Origin of the sequence: Paenibacillus taichungensis, from assembly GCF_050994985.1 — a bacterium.
GTDB classification, from domain to species: Bacteria; Bacillota; Bacilli; order Paenibacillales; family Paenibacillaceae; genus Paenibacillus; species Paenibacillus taichungensis.
Map to the genome: position 1 here is coordinate 6,666,701 of NZ_CP194720.1, position 15,539 is coordinate 6,682,239.

The 15,539-nt window shown below is 48.4% G+C and carries 13 protein-coding genes and 1 riboswitch; all 13 genes read left to right on the plus strand.

Annotated elements, in window-relative coordinates; all coding sequences use genetic code 11:
- Position 1 precedes the first annotated feature (1 nt).
- The 13 genes from prfA to wecB all read left to right on the plus strand — a co-directional run bounded on the left by prfA (position 2) and on the right by wecB (position 15,519).
- Entirely contained in the window at positions 2–1,069 is a 1,068-nt protein-coding gene (gene prfA, locus ACR1R9_RS29965) for a peptide chain release factor 1 (protein WP_063566965.1), read from the plus strand.
- 25 nt (positions 1,070–1,094) lie between these two features.
- Positions 1,095–1,979, plus strand: coding sequence for a peptide chain release factor N(5)-glutamine methyltransferase (gene prmC, locus ACR1R9_RS29970; RefSeq protein WP_175381525.1), 885 nt, complete (start codon positions 1,095–1,097; stop codon positions 1,977–1,979).
- Positions 1,980–2,064: 85 nt separating this feature from the next.
- The gene (locus tag ACR1R9_RS29975; RefSeq protein WP_076287580.1) at positions 2,065–3,285 is read left to right on the plus strand and encodes an FtsW/RodA/SpoVE family cell cycle protein; all 1,221 of its coding nucleotides are present in this window, start codon (positions 2,065–2,067) and stop codon (positions 3,283–3,285) included.
- A 212-nt stretch (positions 3,286–3,497) separates the two neighbouring features.
- Complete coding sequence (locus ACR1R9_RS29980; RefSeq protein WP_076287581.1) at positions 3,498–4,718, plus strand: FtsW/RodA/SpoVE family cell cycle protein; 1,221 nt, start codon at positions 3,498–3,500, stop codon at positions 4,716–4,718.
- A gap of 754 nt (positions 4,719–5,472) precedes the next feature.
- Positions 5,473–7,032 (plus strand): glycosyl hydrolase family 18 protein, encoded by a 1,560-nt coding sequence (locus ACR1R9_RS29985; protein WP_310854019.1) that lies wholly within the window; start codon positions 5,473–5,475, stop codon positions 7,030–7,032.
- 301 nt (positions 7,033–7,333) lie between these two features.
- Positions 7,334–7,996 (plus strand): stage II sporulation protein R, encoded by a 663-nt coding sequence (gene spoIIR, locus ACR1R9_RS29990; RefSeq protein ID WP_099857619.1) that lies wholly within the window; start codon positions 7,334–7,336, stop codon positions 7,994–7,996.
- 324 nt (positions 7,997–8,320) lie between these two features.
- Complete coding sequence (locus ACR1R9_RS29995) at positions 8,321–9,430, plus strand: L-threonylcarbamoyladenylate synthase (protein ID WP_433923778.1); 1,110 nt, start codon at positions 8,321–8,323, stop codon at positions 9,428–9,430.
- A 168-nt stretch (positions 9,431–9,598) separates the two neighbouring features.
- On the plus strand, positions 9,599–10,159 hold the full coding sequence (locus ACR1R9_RS30000; protein ID WP_076287585.1) for a manganese efflux pump MntP: 561 nt from the start codon (positions 9,599–9,601) through the stop codon (positions 10,157–10,159).
- Between the two features lie 124 nt (positions 10,160–10,283).
- The gene (locus ACR1R9_RS30005) at positions 10,284–10,856 is read left to right on the plus strand and encodes a low molecular weight protein arginine phosphatase (RefSeq protein WP_076287586.1); all 573 of its coding nucleotides are present in this window, start codon (positions 10,284–10,286) and stop codon (positions 10,854–10,856) included.
- Positions 10,857–10,972: 116 nt separating this feature from the next.
- Positions 10,973–11,054, plus strand: a riboswitch (ZMP/ZTP riboswitch).
- 139 nt (positions 11,055–11,193) lie between these two features.
- The gene (locus ACR1R9_RS30010) at positions 11,194–11,787 is read left to right on the plus strand and encodes a TIGR01440 family protein (RefSeq protein WP_099857623.1); all 594 of its coding nucleotides are present in this window, start codon (positions 11,194–11,196) and stop codon (positions 11,785–11,787) included.
- 214 nt (positions 11,788–12,001) lie between these two features.
- A complete protein-coding gene (glyA, locus tag ACR1R9_RS30015) occupies positions 12,002–13,249 on the plus strand; it encodes a serine hydroxymethyltransferase (RefSeq protein ID WP_175381407.1) in 1,248 nt (415 codons plus the stop codon).
- 426 nt (positions 13,250–13,675) lie between these two features.
- The gene (gene upp, locus ACR1R9_RS30020; protein ID WP_053782842.1) at positions 13,676–14,305 is read left to right on the plus strand and encodes a uracil phosphoribosyltransferase; all 630 of its coding nucleotides are present in this window, start codon (positions 13,676–13,678) and stop codon (positions 14,303–14,305) included.
- A gap of 56 nt (positions 14,306–14,361) precedes the next feature.
- Positions 14,362–15,519, plus strand: coding sequence for a non-hydrolyzing UDP-N-acetylglucosamine 2-epimerase (wecB, locus tag ACR1R9_RS30025; RefSeq protein WP_433922035.1), 1,158 nt, complete (start codon positions 14,362–14,364; stop codon positions 15,517–15,519).
- Positions 15,520–15,539: the final 20 nt, after the last annotated feature.

Genomic DNA, 15,539 nt, shown 5'->3' on the forward strand with positions numbered 1-15,539 from the left:
CATGTTTGATAAATTACAGGCGTTAGCCGACCGTTACGAGAAACTCAGCGAGCTGCTGTGTGACCCGGATGTAGCAAGTGACAACAAGAAGTTGCGGGAATATTCCAAAGAACAATCGGATCTGCAGCCTACCTATGAAGCATACAATGAGTACAAACAAGTGAGCCAGGATCTTGAAGCTGCGAAAGAAATGCAGGGCGAGAAGCTGGACGACGAGATGCGTGAAATGGTCAAAATGGAAATTGATGAACTGAGCACTCGCCAGAAAGAACTAGACGATCTGATTCGTGTTCTCATGCTGCCAAAAGACCCGAATGATGATAAAAACGTCATCGTTGAAATTCGTGGAGCTGCTGGTGGCGATGAAGCGGCGTTGTTTGCAGCGGATCTCTATCGGATGTACACACGTTATGCCGATACGCAAGGCTGGCGCGTCGAACTGATGGACGTTAACACAAATGATCTGGGCGGCTTCAAAGAGGTTGTATTCCTCATTAATGGACGCGGCGCTTACAGCAAAATGAAATACGAAAGTGGCGCACACCGTGTGCAACGTATTCCTACAACGGAATCGGGCGGCCGGATTCATACGTCTACTTCCACAGTAGCGGTTATGCCTGAAGCCGAAGATTTCGATATTGAAATCCATGATAAAGATATCCGTGTAGATACGTTCTGTTCCAGTGGTGCTGGTGGACAATCGGTTAATACCACGAAATCGGCTGTACGGGTAACTCACGTTCCAACGGGAATTGTGGCTACTTGTCAGGATGGTAAATCCCAGAACTCGAATAAGGAAAAAGCATTGCAGGTTCTGCGTACGCGTATCTTCGATATGATGCGTCAGGAAGAAGAAGCGAAGATTTCGAGTGAACGGAAGAGCAAAGTGGGTACAGGTGACCGCAGTGAGCGGATTCGTACCTATAATTTCCCACAAAGCCGTGTTACGGATCACCGTATCGGTTTGACGATGCACAAGCTAGATCAAATCATGAATGGTGAGATTGCTGATATCGTGTCTGCGCTGACGATTGCCGAGCAGACGGATATGATGGATAGAGGAGAATAATGCTGTGACCCGCGCGCAGTTTGTCATGACGCCGGAACAGAGTTGTCGGGAAGCCTTCGTGGAGGCTTCCTCTTTTTTGGAGAAGTGCGGCGTGTACGAGCCGCACAACAATGCCCGGCTGCTGCTGGAACATGTACTCGGCCGCGAAGGGGCCGAGTACTATATGATGCAGCCGGAGCCCTTTCCCAGCGATCTTCGTAGTCGCTGGGAAGACGCCGTCACGCGTAAGGCTGCAGGTGAGCCGGCGCAGTACATTATCGGCAGCCAGGAGTTCTACGGGCTGCCGTTCGAGGTAACGCCGGCCGTGCTGATCCCGCGGCCGGAGACTGAGCTGCTGGTCGAGGCTGTGCTGCGCGAAGCCGACCGCGTGTTTCCCGGCGGCGCTCCGCTCGCCGTCGACATTGGCACGGGCAGCGGCGCCATCGCAGTGACGATGGCTTCGCAGCGCCCGCGCTGGCAGGTAGGCGCCGGAGATATCTCGGCGGCTGCCCTGCAAGTGGCCGCGCGGAACGCGGCCGCGAACGGGGTACAGATCGACTTCCGTGAAGGCGATCTGCTGGCCCCGTTCGCAGGGGCACGGGTGGACATCCTGGTGTCCAACCCGCCTTACATCCCGGCGGCAGATATCGCCGGGTTGCAGCCCGAGGTGCGCGACCATGAGCCGCGCACGGCACTGGACGGCGGCCCCGATGGACTGGGGCCGTACCGCATCATGCTGGAGCAGCTAGCGCTGCTGCCTGCACCGCCGCAGATCATCGGTTTTGAGCTGGGTCAGGGTCAGGCTGGGGACATCGCAGCTCTGCTTGAATCGGCCGGATATTGGCCGGAGATTATCGTCGTGCCAGACCTTGCAGGCATTGAACGGCATGTACTGGGTGTTCGTACTTCGGAACAGGTGACGAAAATGTAAGGTTCCACGGGTTTTCTTTTTGCCGTGAAATCCTCTACAATGAGATATACCGAAGATTGCTGAATGCTTGGAGGAACATAACTACATGCTGCATAAATTCAAAAAAATAGACTATTCGATTGTTTTTATATTACTCATTCTGATGGTCATCAGTATCTTGTCGATCTACAGTACTACCTTCGGCAGACCGAAATGGGAAGCCTTCCCCAAAAGAGCCGTAATATTTTACATTATAGGTTTTATCGTCTTTTTCGGGATGTCCATGATCAACTACAAAGTGATTATTAAAAATTATCTATACATCTACGCGGTAGGCATGATTTTGCTTATCCTGGTCATGTTTATCGGTCAGGAGTATTACGGTGCTCAAGGATGGTTATCCATATTTGGTCTGAGCTTGCAGCCTGCGGAGTTGTTCAAGCTATGTCTGATTGTCTTCCTGTCAGCGCTTCTGGCGAGGAAGAAAAACAGGCCGTTGTTTTTTGGACGAGATGTCATCCCGATTTCACTCTGTGTGCTTCCCCCGTTGCTTCTCGTCTTGCTTCAAAATGACTTGGGGAATGCACTGAGTTATGTCGTTATCCTGGTAGGGCTTCTCTGGATAGGCAATATCAAATTCACGCATGCCCTGATCGGTTTTGTCATAGCCGTGGCCGCTTTGATCGGTGGGACACAAGCCTATATTCATTACCATGATGAAATTGTAAAATTTCTGAAGGACATTGGTCGCTCTCACTGGGCAGATCGTTTCGACCCTTGGCTTGTACCGGATCAGACGTCAAGGGACGTGCTCTGGCAGACCTACAATGCCAAGTTGGCTATAGGTTCTGGAGGTATTAGTGGTAAAGGATACATGGAAGGTACCACGATTCAGTCGAATCGGGTGCCGCTGGCCTACGCGGACTCGATCTTTGTGCAGATTGGTGAAGAATTTGGTTTTGTTGGAGCATCGGTGTTGCTGCTGCTCTACTTTATCTTGATCCACAGGCTGGTGCTGATTGCACTGGAGTGTAAGGATAGGGCAGGGCCATACCTGATTGTCGGTATTATAGCGATGCTGCTCTACCAGATCTTTGTCAACATTGGTCCGTTCATTGGTCTGATGCCGCTGACAGGGATTACACTGCCGTTTATCAGTTTCGGGGGAACCTCGCTTGTGCTCAACATGCTTAGTATGGGACTTGTGATGAGTATCAAAGTGCATACAGAAGAGAACGAGGATATACTCGGTTCCTCAGAACAGCCAAGCATTACGGAACTGGTATTGAAATTATTTAGACGCAAATCAACACAGCAGGAGCAATAGTTTTGATCCTAGGCCAGACTCTTTGCAAGTGAATACGATATAAGCTAACCCTGGAATCAACAGATTAGAGCAAGATGGATCTGTGGGTTTCAGGGTTTTTCGTTATTTATTTGACGGATTTCCAATTTGTCTTCCAATTCTATACAATGGTAATATTAAAGACTAATGGAAATAATTATTGGGTATTAAACCTCAGGGGGATATGTGGGAACATGCTGAGAATGCTGAAGAAGATGGATGGGGTTATTCTGTTTGTGTTGTTGCTGCTTATGGTCATGAGTGTATTTACGGTGTACAGTGCGATTCAGTCCGATCCGAAATTGGGCAATCATCATATCAAAACCTTGCTGTTTTACGGGATTGGATTCCTAGCCATCATCGGTATTGGATTAGTGAATTATAAACTGTATATCCAATATGCATTTTATATTTACGCAGTGGGGATCATTCTACTGGTTCTTGTCAACTTTATTGGCGGACCTATTAATAATGCGAATGGCTGGATAAAGATTAATGATTATCTTTCTTTTCAACCGGCAGAATTGTTTAAAATGATCTTAATTCTGTTTCTAGCTCATTTATTGGTCAAAAGAAAAAATTCTACGCTTCATTTCTGGAAAGATATCGTGCCCATTGGTTTATGGACGTTCGTTCCCTTTGCACTCGTAATGATTCAGAATGACCTGGGCAACGCCCTCGGATACATCGTGATTCTGGTTGCTGTGTTATGGATAGGGAATATCAAGTGGTCTCATGCATTAATTGCTCTTGCTATTGTGGGAATCACCTTTTTTGGATTCGTCAAAGCATATACGTCGTATCACGATGAGATTTTTACCTTCTTGGAAAAGGCGAACAGGGAGCATTGGGCCGAGCGAATTGATCCCTGGCTTGTACCGGATAAAGCAACGTCGAAAGCTTCCTGGCATACGAAAAATGCGGGTCTCGCCATAGGCTCGGGAGGCATAACAGGCAAAGGTTACATGCAGGGCACATCCGTCCAATCGGGGCGTGTACCGTACACATATTCAGATTCCATTTTTGTGGTCATTGCTGAGGAGTTTGGTTTTGTAGGTGGATCTGTTCTGCTCTTAATGTATTTTATCCTCATTCATCGTATGGTGTTAATCGCATTACAATGTAGAGATAGGGCAGGACCTGTCGTGATTGTAGGGATTATCGGCATGTTGTTATATCAGGTGTTTGAAAATATTGGCGCTTTCCTCGGGCTGATGCCGCTAACGGGCATTACGCTACCGTTTATCAGCTATGGGGGAACCTCGTTGCTCATTAATATGGCTTGTATCGGGCTGGTGATGAGCATTAAATTGTATGGTCAGGAAGACGAGGACGAGCTTCTTATGGGAGAACAACGACCAACCTTGCTGGAACGTTTATGGAGTATGGTCAAAAAGGAAAAGACAACAGCGTGAACTTAAACTTTGGTATGATTCAACTTTGCCTTGGACATCCATCTTCCCAAGGGTGTTGGAGTATGTTATGGAGCAGTAAGTGATTTGTGTGCTAGTCCGATCTTTGCCTGCGGCTGTCAGGTGAAGGTCTTTTTTTGTTTTTAAAATAGATGTGAATTTGTAACTTTGGAAGAATGACAAATTTAATTTTTATTGACAAATATTTCAATTCTGTATTATCCTAATTTTAACTAGATTATATCAGTAACTTGCCCGCCTACTTATACACTCTACACGTTAGACAGTAATCAATACTTTGAAAGTGGGTTATGAACCTACTCCTCATCCATACACCCAGTCATGCCAATGATGAATGTAACCGTAATTCGCTGGTGTATTCTTCCCTAGATTATCAAAATATTTCAGCTATAAAGATCCTTTGATATCCCATTGCCCTTCAGCTTAATGTACTATGATCCTATTTAAGTTAGCCTACTTTTATCTGCGAATCTATTTATTCCATCCATGATTTTCTGCGAACCAGATTTCTTTTTCTCATAAATGAAATCGATTACATTTAATTGTAAACGCTTCCTTTGATTCTAATTTGATTGGGAAAGAGAGGGTGAAAAGGCGATGTGGATCAACAAACATAGTCTTTCAGCGGCATTAACGAGAGAAGTAGTAGGGAGTACAGGGCGTGATCCTCCTGCTAACCAAAATGTAAGGGTGCTGCTGAATTCCTAAAATTAAAACCCCAAAGGAGAGTTATATAATGAACCTAAATCGAGTTGGTACGATCCCTTCATTTGTAAAAGTGTTCATGCTCTTGTTTTTATCTTTTGCACTAACTGTTTCAACATTTGCCATCGGACCAGCGAAACAAGCTGACGCAGCTCCTCTTCCGAAGAAAATTATTGCTTATGTGGCTGGTTGGGCCAACTGGACCGCGAATGATATCAAGGCAGAACAGCTCTCTCATATCAATTATTCCTTCGCTCTCATCTCTAACGGTAAAGCAACAATTACAAATTCAGATCGTACCAAACTGCAAATGATGGTTGGATTGAAATCCAGAAACCCTGATCTGAAGGTGTTATTGTCTGTTGGTGGCTGGGGAGCTAACGGTTTTTCAGACGCTGCGCTAACGGACGCCTCACGCACAACCTTTGCTGACAGCATTGTGCAACTGGTAACCTCCAACAATTTGGATGGCGTCGATCTAGATTGGGAATATCCGACCAACCCTGCTGCTGGTACAACTGCGCGGCCACAGGATAAACAAAACTTCACACAACTGCTCTCGAAGGTGCGGGAGAAGCTGAATGCTCAAGGACAGATTAATGGCAAACAATATCTACTGACCATTGCCGCCGGAGCGAGCAGCAGTTATCTGAACGGTGTGGAGATCAATAATATCACGCCTCTGCTCGATTGGATCAATCTGATGACTTACGATTTTCATGGAACCTGGGATGCAACCACTGGGCATCATACGAATCTGTCCGGAAGAGATATTAGTGTAACGTCTGCGGTCAATCTGTTCAGAAATAGCGGTGTTCCCGCGAACAAACTGGTCATTGGCGGAGCCTTTTATGGCCGGGCCTGGACTGGGGTTCAGAATTCGAACAATGGTTTGGACAGGCCCGGTTCAGGTGGTTTTGAACCCGACTACAACACTATTGTCAGCCAGTATTTGAATAAAAACGGATATACACGATACTGGGACAGCAGTGCCCAAGCTCCTTATCTGTTTAATGGAAATACCTTTATCTCCTATGATGACCCGCAATCACTCAGCCTGAAGGTGCAATATGTGAAAAACAGCAATCTGGGTGGCATCATGTTCTGGGAGTACAGCAATGACCGCTCAGGTGCGCTGCTTCAGGCTGTATATTCAGAGGTTACAGGTGGGGGCACGGTGCAGCCTCCAAATCCAAGTGGGTACAACTATCTTGTTGCTCAAGCCAATCAGCAAATCGTCTCTGCTGATAATCAGGGCAATGACCAGCTTGTCGCAAATCGGACGACGGCAGGAGACTGGGAGCTTTTTGAATGGATCACGAACTCCGATGGAACGATATCCCTCAAGTCCAAAATCAATAATAAATATGTCACAGCAGATGTTATTCTGGGTGGTGCCCTGATCGCAAAAGCCACAACCATTCAGCAATGGGAGAAGTTCAATCGTGTAGATTTGGGTGATGGAACAATCGCATTGCAGGCTCTCGCCAATAACCTGTATGTGACCTGTGATCTGAATAACGGCGGTAAACTTGTAGCGAGCCGCAATTCGGTTGGCGGGGCTTGGGAAGCTTTCCGGGTGAATAAATAATCGAGAAGCCGAGAAGCAAGGGTATTCAAACAGCATGCTAAATGGAACATCAAGGCTAGGATAGAGTTTTAGATTAATCAAAGAAGTGCCAGCCAAAAAGTGTTCCATAGGCAGGCGCTTTTTTGACTTTTCGCCAGTTTCATGAGGGAGATAATAGTCCTTTCGTTTTAAGTCTTACCCGCCTATTAAAATTTTAGTAGATTTGTAATCTAGCAGGTTTACTTCCGTCTCTTCCGGGCATACTGATAGACATGAGAGAGTTACAGGGATCATGATCACGGGAGCCGAGGGGGAGAATGGAATGAGCAGAAAAATCGTGAAACAAATTGGACTTATAATTGTATGTCTTATGATGATTATTATGATGTGGGAAGGTCAGAAAACCGATGCAGCTGTGGCGGCCACAGCGATTCCGGAACAATCCATTCGTTTGCGTATTCTCGCAAACTCGGATGCAGCGGGAGATCAGTTGGTCAAACGCGAGATTCGTGACGCCGTCGTTGCCCAAATGAATGAGTGGGTAACCGAACTGGAGAATCCGCAAAGTCTGGAAGAAGCGCGTGGGGTCATTCGTCAGCATCTATCTGAAATAGAGGATCGTGTGGGAGAAGAGCTTGCCAATCGTGGCTTAACCTATTCATATCAGGTGGAACTTGGGGTGGTTCCGTTTCCAACCAAATTATATGGCGGCACCGTATATCCTGCTGGAGATTATGAAGCAGTGCGGATAACACTGGGAAAAGGTGAAGGACAAAACTGGTGGTGTGTGTTGTTTCCACCATTATGCTTCATAGATGCAGGAACAGGTGATGCACTGGCGAAGCCTTCAACAGCAACAGCATCAGCAGCTGCTGAGCCTGGGGACGCACAAGCATCTGTGCAGGCAGCTACACCGGAAGCACGTTTCTTCCTGTGGGATATGGCGATCAAATTATGGGATTGGGTATCGGGATTGTTTGCATAACATAATGCTAGATATAAGCTTTATCAGGGGGACTTCGATTCAGGGAAGTGCCCTTTTGTTTTATTATGGGTTTGAGTCAGAGACTATGTGATGTTAATCGCTGGTAAGATTCAGACCGCATCCTCGGGCAGAGCAGATATGTTATAATTATAGGAATCAGAAAATATAAGCGAAGAAGGCATCGCGGAAGTGGGATGTCTTGCATTAACTACCCTACTGAAGTTTAGGAATGATGGATATATGATGAGAGAAAACGAGCAATTGCATCAGTCTTCCATGAAAGGTATGGAGAACGATGAAAGTACAGAGAAAATGGTTACAAGTATGTGGGATGTCAATGTACTGGTAACCAATGAGAACAAGGATGAGGCGGCAAAAGGGAGTGCGTATAAACAGGCTCTTGCTGACCTACAGGATGCTGCAGCCTGTCTTCGTCAAGGGCAGACCGTGGCATTCCCAACCGAGACGGTATACGGTCTGGGTGCAGACGCTCGCAGTACAGCTGCGGTGGAAGCTGTATTTGCAGCCAAGGGGCGGCCTTCAGACAATCCGCTGATTGTTCATATTGCACAGCGTGACCAGTTGGATTCACTGGTCACGGAAGTGAATGGCACAGCGGAGGCTCTGATGGCAGCCTTCTGGCCGGGGCCGCTTACGCTTGTGCTGCCGGTTAGGCCTGGGGCGGTATCCCCGCGGGTTACCGCCGGTTTGGACACGGTGGCCGTGCGGATGCCGGATCATCCGGTGGCTTTGCAGTTGATCGCGGCGGCGGAATGCCCGGTCGCCGCGCCGAGCGCCAACCGCTCCGGGCGGCCAAGCCCGACCCTCGCTGCACATGTACGCGAGGATCTGGCAGGCCGCATCGGCGGCATCGTGGACGGCGGCCCCACCGGGGTGGGCGTCGAGTCCACGGTGGTGCAGGTCGGTGACGACGGTACCGTCACCATCCTGCGCCCTGGCGGCATTACGGCGGAACAGCTGTCCGCCGTTGCCACCCGTGTCGCCACGGACCCGGCGCTGCTCGCCGAGGGGCCCGGTGGCGATGATAGCCCGGCGCCGCGCTCGCCGGGCATGAAGTACACGCACTACGCGCCCACAGGTGCGCTGTGCGTGGTGGAGGGGCCGCCCGCAGCGGTGGCGGCCTGGATCAGCGCCGCCCTCGCAGAGGCGGCGCAGCGCGGGGAGCGCACCGCGGTGCTGGCGTTCGCCGAGCACGCGGAGCAGTACCGCGCCGATGCCGTGTTCTCGCTGGGCGAAGCCAGCGAGCTGGAGGAAGCAGCGCGCCGGCTGTACGCCGCGCTGCGCAGCTGCGATGAGCAGGGGGCCACATATATTGTGGCTGAAGCCTGCTCGCGCGAAGGGCTGGGAGCAGCCGTCATGAACCGGCTGCTCAAGGCGGCAGGTCACCGACTCATTCAGGTCGGTAACCGATAGCCCCCTTTTTCCATCGCTATGAATACTTCCCCTTGGCACCCGCCCTCTAGCCACGACTAGCCATTCATTTTTTGAATGCCAGCCATGCAAAAAGCCTTATCAGGTCATGTTTGTGTTCTTGTCCGCATATGGTGTACAAGAACCTTTACGTGACTTGGGGGTATGGGGATGTGGGATGTGTCTGCCCATGTTGGGCAGTTGGTAACCATTTTGATTATGGCCGTCGCTCTCGGACTCGACGCGTTCTCACTCGGCATCGGGATTGGCATGAAGGGTATTCGTCTGAGAGACGTATTGCGAATCAGTACCGTAACGGCCCTGTTTCACATCATCATGCCACTCATCGGTATGTATACGGGCAAATACGTCAGTTCCCTGCTTGGTGACATTACGACGTATGCAGCTGGCGGTCTGCTGGTCCTGCTCGGTGCCCATATGATCTTGAACGCTTTCCGGGAGGGAGACACCAAACTGGTGGATCATCGATCTTTGCTCGGTGTGATACTGTTCTCACTGAGTGTCAGTGTAGATTCGTTTTCCGTTGGAGTCTCGCTCGGCATGTTCAGCAGTGACTTGGTGTTAACAGTACTGGCTTTTGGTGTCTGTGGTGGAGCGATGTCCGTTATGGGTCTGCTGTTGGGACGGCGTGTGAGCCAAAACATGGGAGATTACGGGGAAGCGGTTGGCGGAGCGATCTTGCTCGCTTTTGGACTTTTGTTTATATTTTAAAAAACGACGTTAACCATGATTACAGCCTAGTGCAGTCTTCAATATATAGTTAAGAGGTTCATTTGTTCAGATTTAGTTTCAAACATGATTCGACAACATTTGCAAAATGGGGAGGCTAATCACAATGAAACATATTTTGTTTGTATGTACAGGGAATACATGTCGCAGCCCCATGGCGGAGGGACTCTTACGTAAACTGGCGTCTGAGCGGGGCATTCAGGTGGACGTTCGTTCCGCAGGTGTAGCCGCCACAACGGGCATGCCGATTTCCCGTCATGCGGAGGCCGTATTAAGGGATCACAATGTGGAGGGACCGCCTCATTCGACGCTACTTAGCTCCAACCTGGTCGGTTGGGCCGATCTGATCCTCACGTTGACACGCAGTCATAAACAGCATGTTATGCAGGTTTTTCCCGACTCTGTACACAAGACCTATACCTTGAAAGAGTATGTGGAAAATGATGAACAAGTCCTGAATGATCTTCAGGAATTGGACAGCCTGTTTGCGACATTGGAGATGAAACGTGCGCTGGGTCAGGAGATTTTGGCATCTGAACGTGAACGGGCAATCGAGATCAGACAGCGGATTCCGAGTTTTGATATTTCGGACCCGTTTGGTGGCAGTCGCGACGATTACAACATCGCTGCGGCAGAGATTCGGACCGCGCTCGACAGACTTTTGGACAAGCTGGGTTAATTGGATTCGTTTAATCATTCCAGCTACCGGTGGATTACCATATAAAAAAACGTACACGGGATGTAAATTACCCGTTGATTTTAAACGCAGGTTGTTTTATGATGAATGGGAAAACAGGGATCCGGTGTAACTGGCGACGAAGTGGGCATAACCACGATGGAGCACCGGAACAAACGGCCGGTCGCCTGGGCAAAAGAGCAATTCTGCGTTACCCGCAGACTGCTCTTTTTTTCGTCTTTCATCTGATTATTCGCTATAATAGTACCTGAAATGCCATGCAAGAATACCAAGGGCAGCCAAGAGGAAGCCGGGCATGATTTTATCGGGAGGCGATAGGATGACTATTGAATTAGATTCGGAACAACCCGGATTGCATGAACAGACCGCATCCATTCTGCGTGAACTGGCGCTTGCCGGACAGCTTGGAACTGGACAGATCGTTGTGATCGGTACAAGTACAAGTGAAGTCGCAGGCAAACGGATTGGTACAAGCGGTGCGGTTGAAGTAGCGCAGCAGCTTCTTGCGGGTATACGCGAGGTGCAGCAGGAGTTCGGTTTTGATGTTGTATTCCAATGCTGTGAGCACCTGAACCGTGCACTGGTTATGGAGCGTTCACTGCTTACACGTCTTGGATTGACTGAAGTGGGTGCAGTACCTGTGCCCAAAGCAGGTGGTTCCATGGCATCCGCAGCGTATCGCTCGCTGACCGATCCATGCCTGGCTGAACATGTGCAGGCCCATGCTGGACTGGATATTGGGGAGACGATGATTGGCATGCATTTGCGGCATGTGGCAGTACCCTTCCGGACAGCACTCCGCTACATCGGTGATGCCCGTGTTACTACAGCATTGACCCGTCCAAAGTTGATTGGCGGCGAGCGTGCAGTGTATCGTATGGAAGAGCAACCAGATTCGACATTTTGTGACTAACGTATAAACCGAAACGATTGGTTACACTCCTGACTTCGATTGCATCACCATCTTACGATCGCTGTTATCCCCAGATTTTTTGAATCTCTTATATAAGGGGAAATCCGGTGATAAAGGCGAACGCTCTGCTTCTCCAGATTGGTGTTGCACTCTCCGTTTTCGTGTAAACATGATTTCGCTTTATAACTTCACTTATAACTGGAGGAATTTAATCATGGAACAATTGCGCAAGAATGACCCGGCAGTACTGGAAGCGATGAATCTTGAACTAAAACGTCAACAAAACAACATTGAGCTGATCGCGTCCGAGAACATCGTAAGCGAAGCGGTTATCGAGGCAATGGGATCTGTACTTACCAACAAGTACGCTGAAGGATATCCGGGCAAACGTTACTATGGTGGTTGTGAGCATGTTGATATCGTAGAAGATATCGCGCGTGATCGTGCCAAAGAATTGTTTGGAGCAGAACATGTGAATGTTCAACCTCACTCCGGTGCACAAGCGAACATGGCAGTATACCTTGCGGCTCTGAAACCAGGTGATACCGTTCTGGGTATGAACCTTGCGCATGGCGGACACCTCACACATGGTAGCCCGGTTAACGCTTCCGGATTGCTGTACAATTTCGTGGCATACGGTGTACAAGAAGATACATTCCTGATTGATTATGATGAAGTGCGCAAAGCCGCATTTAAACATCGCCCTCGTATGATCGTTGCAGGTGCAAGTGCATATCCGCGTACCATTGATTTTGAAAAGCTTGCTTCCATCGCTAATGATGTAGGTGCTTTGTTCATGGTGGATATGGCTCACATCGCAGGACTGGTTGCTGCAGGCTTGCATCCAAGCCCGGTTCCACATGCGCATTTCGTAACGACAACTACACACAAAACGCTGCGTGGACCTCGTGGTGGTATGATTCTGTGCCGCAAAGCTTGGGCAGCAGCGATTGATAAAGCGGTATTCCCGGGTTCCCAAGGTGGACCTCTGATGCACGTGATTGCTTCCAAAGCGGTAGCATTTGGTGAAGCATTGCAACCTTCGTTCAAAACGTATGCACAAAACGTGGTAAAAAATGCACAAGTATTGGCTGAAACACTGATTGCTGAAGGATTGAACATCGTATCCGGCGGTACAGACAACCACTTGATGCTGATCGACACACGCAGCGTGAATATCACAGGTAAAGAAGCCGAGCATGTACTTGATTCCATCGGCATTACCGTGAACAAAAATGCAATTCCGTTTGATCCAACTAGCCCGTTTGTAACGAGCGGTATCCGTATCGGTACACCTGCTGCTACTTCGCGTGGTATGAACGAAGAAGCAATGGTAGCTATTGGTAAAATCATTGCCAAAACATTGAAAAACCCTAAAGATGCAGCTAAATTGGACGAAGCCCGTGCTGAAGTAACGGCACTTACGGATCAATTCCCACTGTACACTGACCTTAAATACTAAAAAAACTTGCTCATGGTGTTTGTATTTGAGATGTTCTTATGTAAACACTCAGACGGAGCAGACAGAATGAAGACGTAGAAGCGTAGCGTTCGCCTTTATCCCTGGATTTTCCCCTTAATAAAGGAGTTCAAAAAAATCCGGGGGTAACAGCGATCGAAGGGTCATTCTGTTTGCGGAGCATCATTGTGTTTACATGCATTTCATCATCTCAACTGACATAACAGCGAGAGCAAAAAGGACCGGAAGACTCATTTTTCCGGTCCTATTTTTATAGGATTCGGTTTTCTGTAATGATTGAGTGCCCTTTGATGGTGTAATTCGGTGTAGGTGATGATATAATATACAGGATTTATCGGGGCCTATGAATGATGATTAGGCATATTTGGTAATGCTGAACATGAAGAACATACCGGAGGGACAAATTAGATGGGAAAATTAGTAATATGTGATCACCCTTTGATTCAACACAAACTGACGTTTATACGCGACATGCGTACGAATACGAAAGATTTTCGTGAATTGGTGGATGAAGTGGCAACACTGATGGCTTATGAGATTACAAGAGATGTTGAGCTGGAGACTATTGATGTACAGACACCAGTAGCTGAAACACAAGGAAAAGTCATTTCTGGACGTATGCTTGGGCTGGTTCCGATTTTGCGTGCAGGCCTTGGAATGCTGGATGGTGTTGTTAAATTGCTGCCAGCGGCAAAAGTTGGACATGTAGGTTTGTTCCGTGACCCGGAAACCCTGCAACCTGTTGAGTACTACACCAAGCTGCCTACGGACGTTACAGAGCGTCAGTTGATTGTCATCGACCCGATGCTGGCAACTGGCGGTTCTGCCATTGCTGCTATTGACGTGCTCAAAAAACGCGGCTGCACGCAAATCAAAATGATGAACCTGGTGGCAGCTCCTGAAGGAGTGAAAGCTGTTCAGGATGCGCATCCGGATGTAGACATCTACGTTGCTGCACTGGACGACCGTCTGGATGATCACGGCTATATTGTTCCCGGACTGGGAGATGCAGGAGACCGTCTATACGGCACTAAATAAGCATATCGCATGCTTTGTAAGAGGTTCCGAACTTATAGAAAAGGGGCTTTGCTTCAATGTCCAAGAAAATTAAAGTCATGACGATATTCGGGGTGCGCCCGGAAGCCATCAAGATGGCTCCGCTTATTTTGGAACTGCAGAAACATCCCGAATCTATTGAATCGATCGTTTGCGTTACTGCACAGCATCGTCAGATGCTGGATCAGGTTCTTGAAGTATTCAATATTCATCCAGACTACGATCTGGATGTGATGAAAGATCGCCAGACGCTGAATGAAATTACGATTCGTGTGCTGGGAGGACTGGAGCCGGTTTTGCGTGAAGCAAAACCGGATATCGTACTGGTTCACGGTGATACGCTGACAACGTTTGTAGCCAGCTATGCTGCGTTCCTGCAGCAGATCCAGGTGGGTCATGTGGAAGCAGGTCTTCGCACATGGAACAAGCTCTCTCCATACCCGGAAGAAATGAATCGTCAGTTAACCGGAGTGCTTGCTGACTTGCATTTTGCGCCTACGGACTGGTCGTCTTCCAATCTTGCCAAAGAAAATAAATCGGAGTCTAGTACGTATGTCACAGGCAACACGGTAACAGATGTGTTTCAATATACAGTACGGCAGGATTACACACATCCGGTACTAGATTGGGCACAGGGCAAGCGTCTTGTGCTGATGACAGCTCACCGCCGTGAATCCCAAGGCGAGCCTCACCGTAACATTTTCCAGGCCGTCAAACGGATTGCCGACGAGTTTGAGGATATTGCCATCGTGTATCCGGTGCATCTAAGTCCTGCTGTGAAGGAGCCGGCTCACGCGATTTTGGGGAATCACCCCCGTATTAAACTTATTGATCCACTAGACGTGGTGGATTTGCATAACTTTTACCCGCATACTCACTTGATTTTGACCGATTCAGGCGGTTTGCAGGAAGAAGCTCCTTCATTTGGTGTGCCTGTTCTCGTTCTTCGGGATACAACGGAGCGCCCGGAAGGAATTGAGGCTGGAACACTGGAGCTGGTGGGCACCGAAGAGGAACGTGTATATGAGCGGACCAAAGCTCTGCTTACAGACGAAACACTGTATGCAAGCATGAGTCAGGCTGCCAATCCGTATGGTGATGGACATGCTTCGGAAAGAATTGTCAATGCGATTTTGCATCATTTTGGTGTGAATAGTGAACGTCCGGAATCATTTCACAGAAAATTCAAAAAATAATTCATTTTTTCTGATGGATT

What these genes read in the sequence shown, in the direction of transcription:
- prfA (WP_063566965.1), top strand. Translation starts at nt 2, where the DNA reads ATGTTTGATAAATTACAGGCGTTAGCCGACCGTTACGAGAAACTCAGC.
- prmC (WP_175381525.1), top strand. Translation starts at nt 1,095, where the DNA reads ATGACGCCGGAACAGAGTTGTCGGGAAGCCTTCGTGGAGGCTTCCTCT.
- ACR1R9_RS29975 (WP_076287580.1), top strand. Translation starts at nt 2,065, where the DNA reads ATGCTGCATAAATTCAAAAAAATAGACTATTCGATTGTTTTTATATTA.
- ACR1R9_RS29980 (WP_076287581.1), top strand. Translation starts at nt 3,498, where the DNA reads ATGCTGAGAATGCTGAAGAAGATGGATGGGGTTATTCTGTTTGTGTTG.
- ACR1R9_RS29985 (WP_310854019.1), top strand. Translation starts at nt 5,473, where the DNA reads ATGAACCTAAATCGAGTTGGTACGATCCCTTCATTTGTAAAAGTGTTC.
- spoIIR (WP_099857619.1), top strand. Translation starts at nt 7,334, where the DNA reads ATGAGCAGAAAAATCGTGAAACAAATTGGACTTATAATTGTATGTCTT.
- ACR1R9_RS29995 (WP_433923778.1), top strand. Translation starts at nt 8,321, where the DNA reads ATGTGGGATGTCAATGTACTGGTAACCAATGAGAACAAGGATGAGGCG.
- ACR1R9_RS30000 (WP_076287585.1), top strand. Translation starts at nt 9,599, where the DNA reads ATGTGGGATGTGTCTGCCCATGTTGGGCAGTTGGTAACCATTTTGATT.
- ACR1R9_RS30005 (WP_076287586.1), top strand. Translation starts at nt 10,284, where the DNA reads ATGAAACATATTTTGTTTGTATGTACAGGGAATACATGTCGCAGCCCC.
- ACR1R9_RS30010 (WP_099857623.1), top strand. Translation starts at nt 11,194, where the DNA reads ATGACTATTGAATTAGATTCGGAACAACCCGGATTGCATGAACAGACC.
- glyA (WP_175381407.1), top strand. Translation starts at nt 12,002, where the DNA reads ATGGAACAATTGCGCAAGAATGACCCGGCAGTACTGGAAGCGATGAAT.
- upp (WP_053782842.1), top strand. Translation starts at nt 13,676, where the DNA reads ATGGGAAAATTAGTAATATGTGATCACCCTTTGATTCAACACAAACTG.
- wecB (WP_433922035.1), top strand. Translation starts at nt 14,362, where the DNA reads ATGTCCAAGAAAATTAAAGTCATGACGATATTCGGGGTGCGCCCGGAA.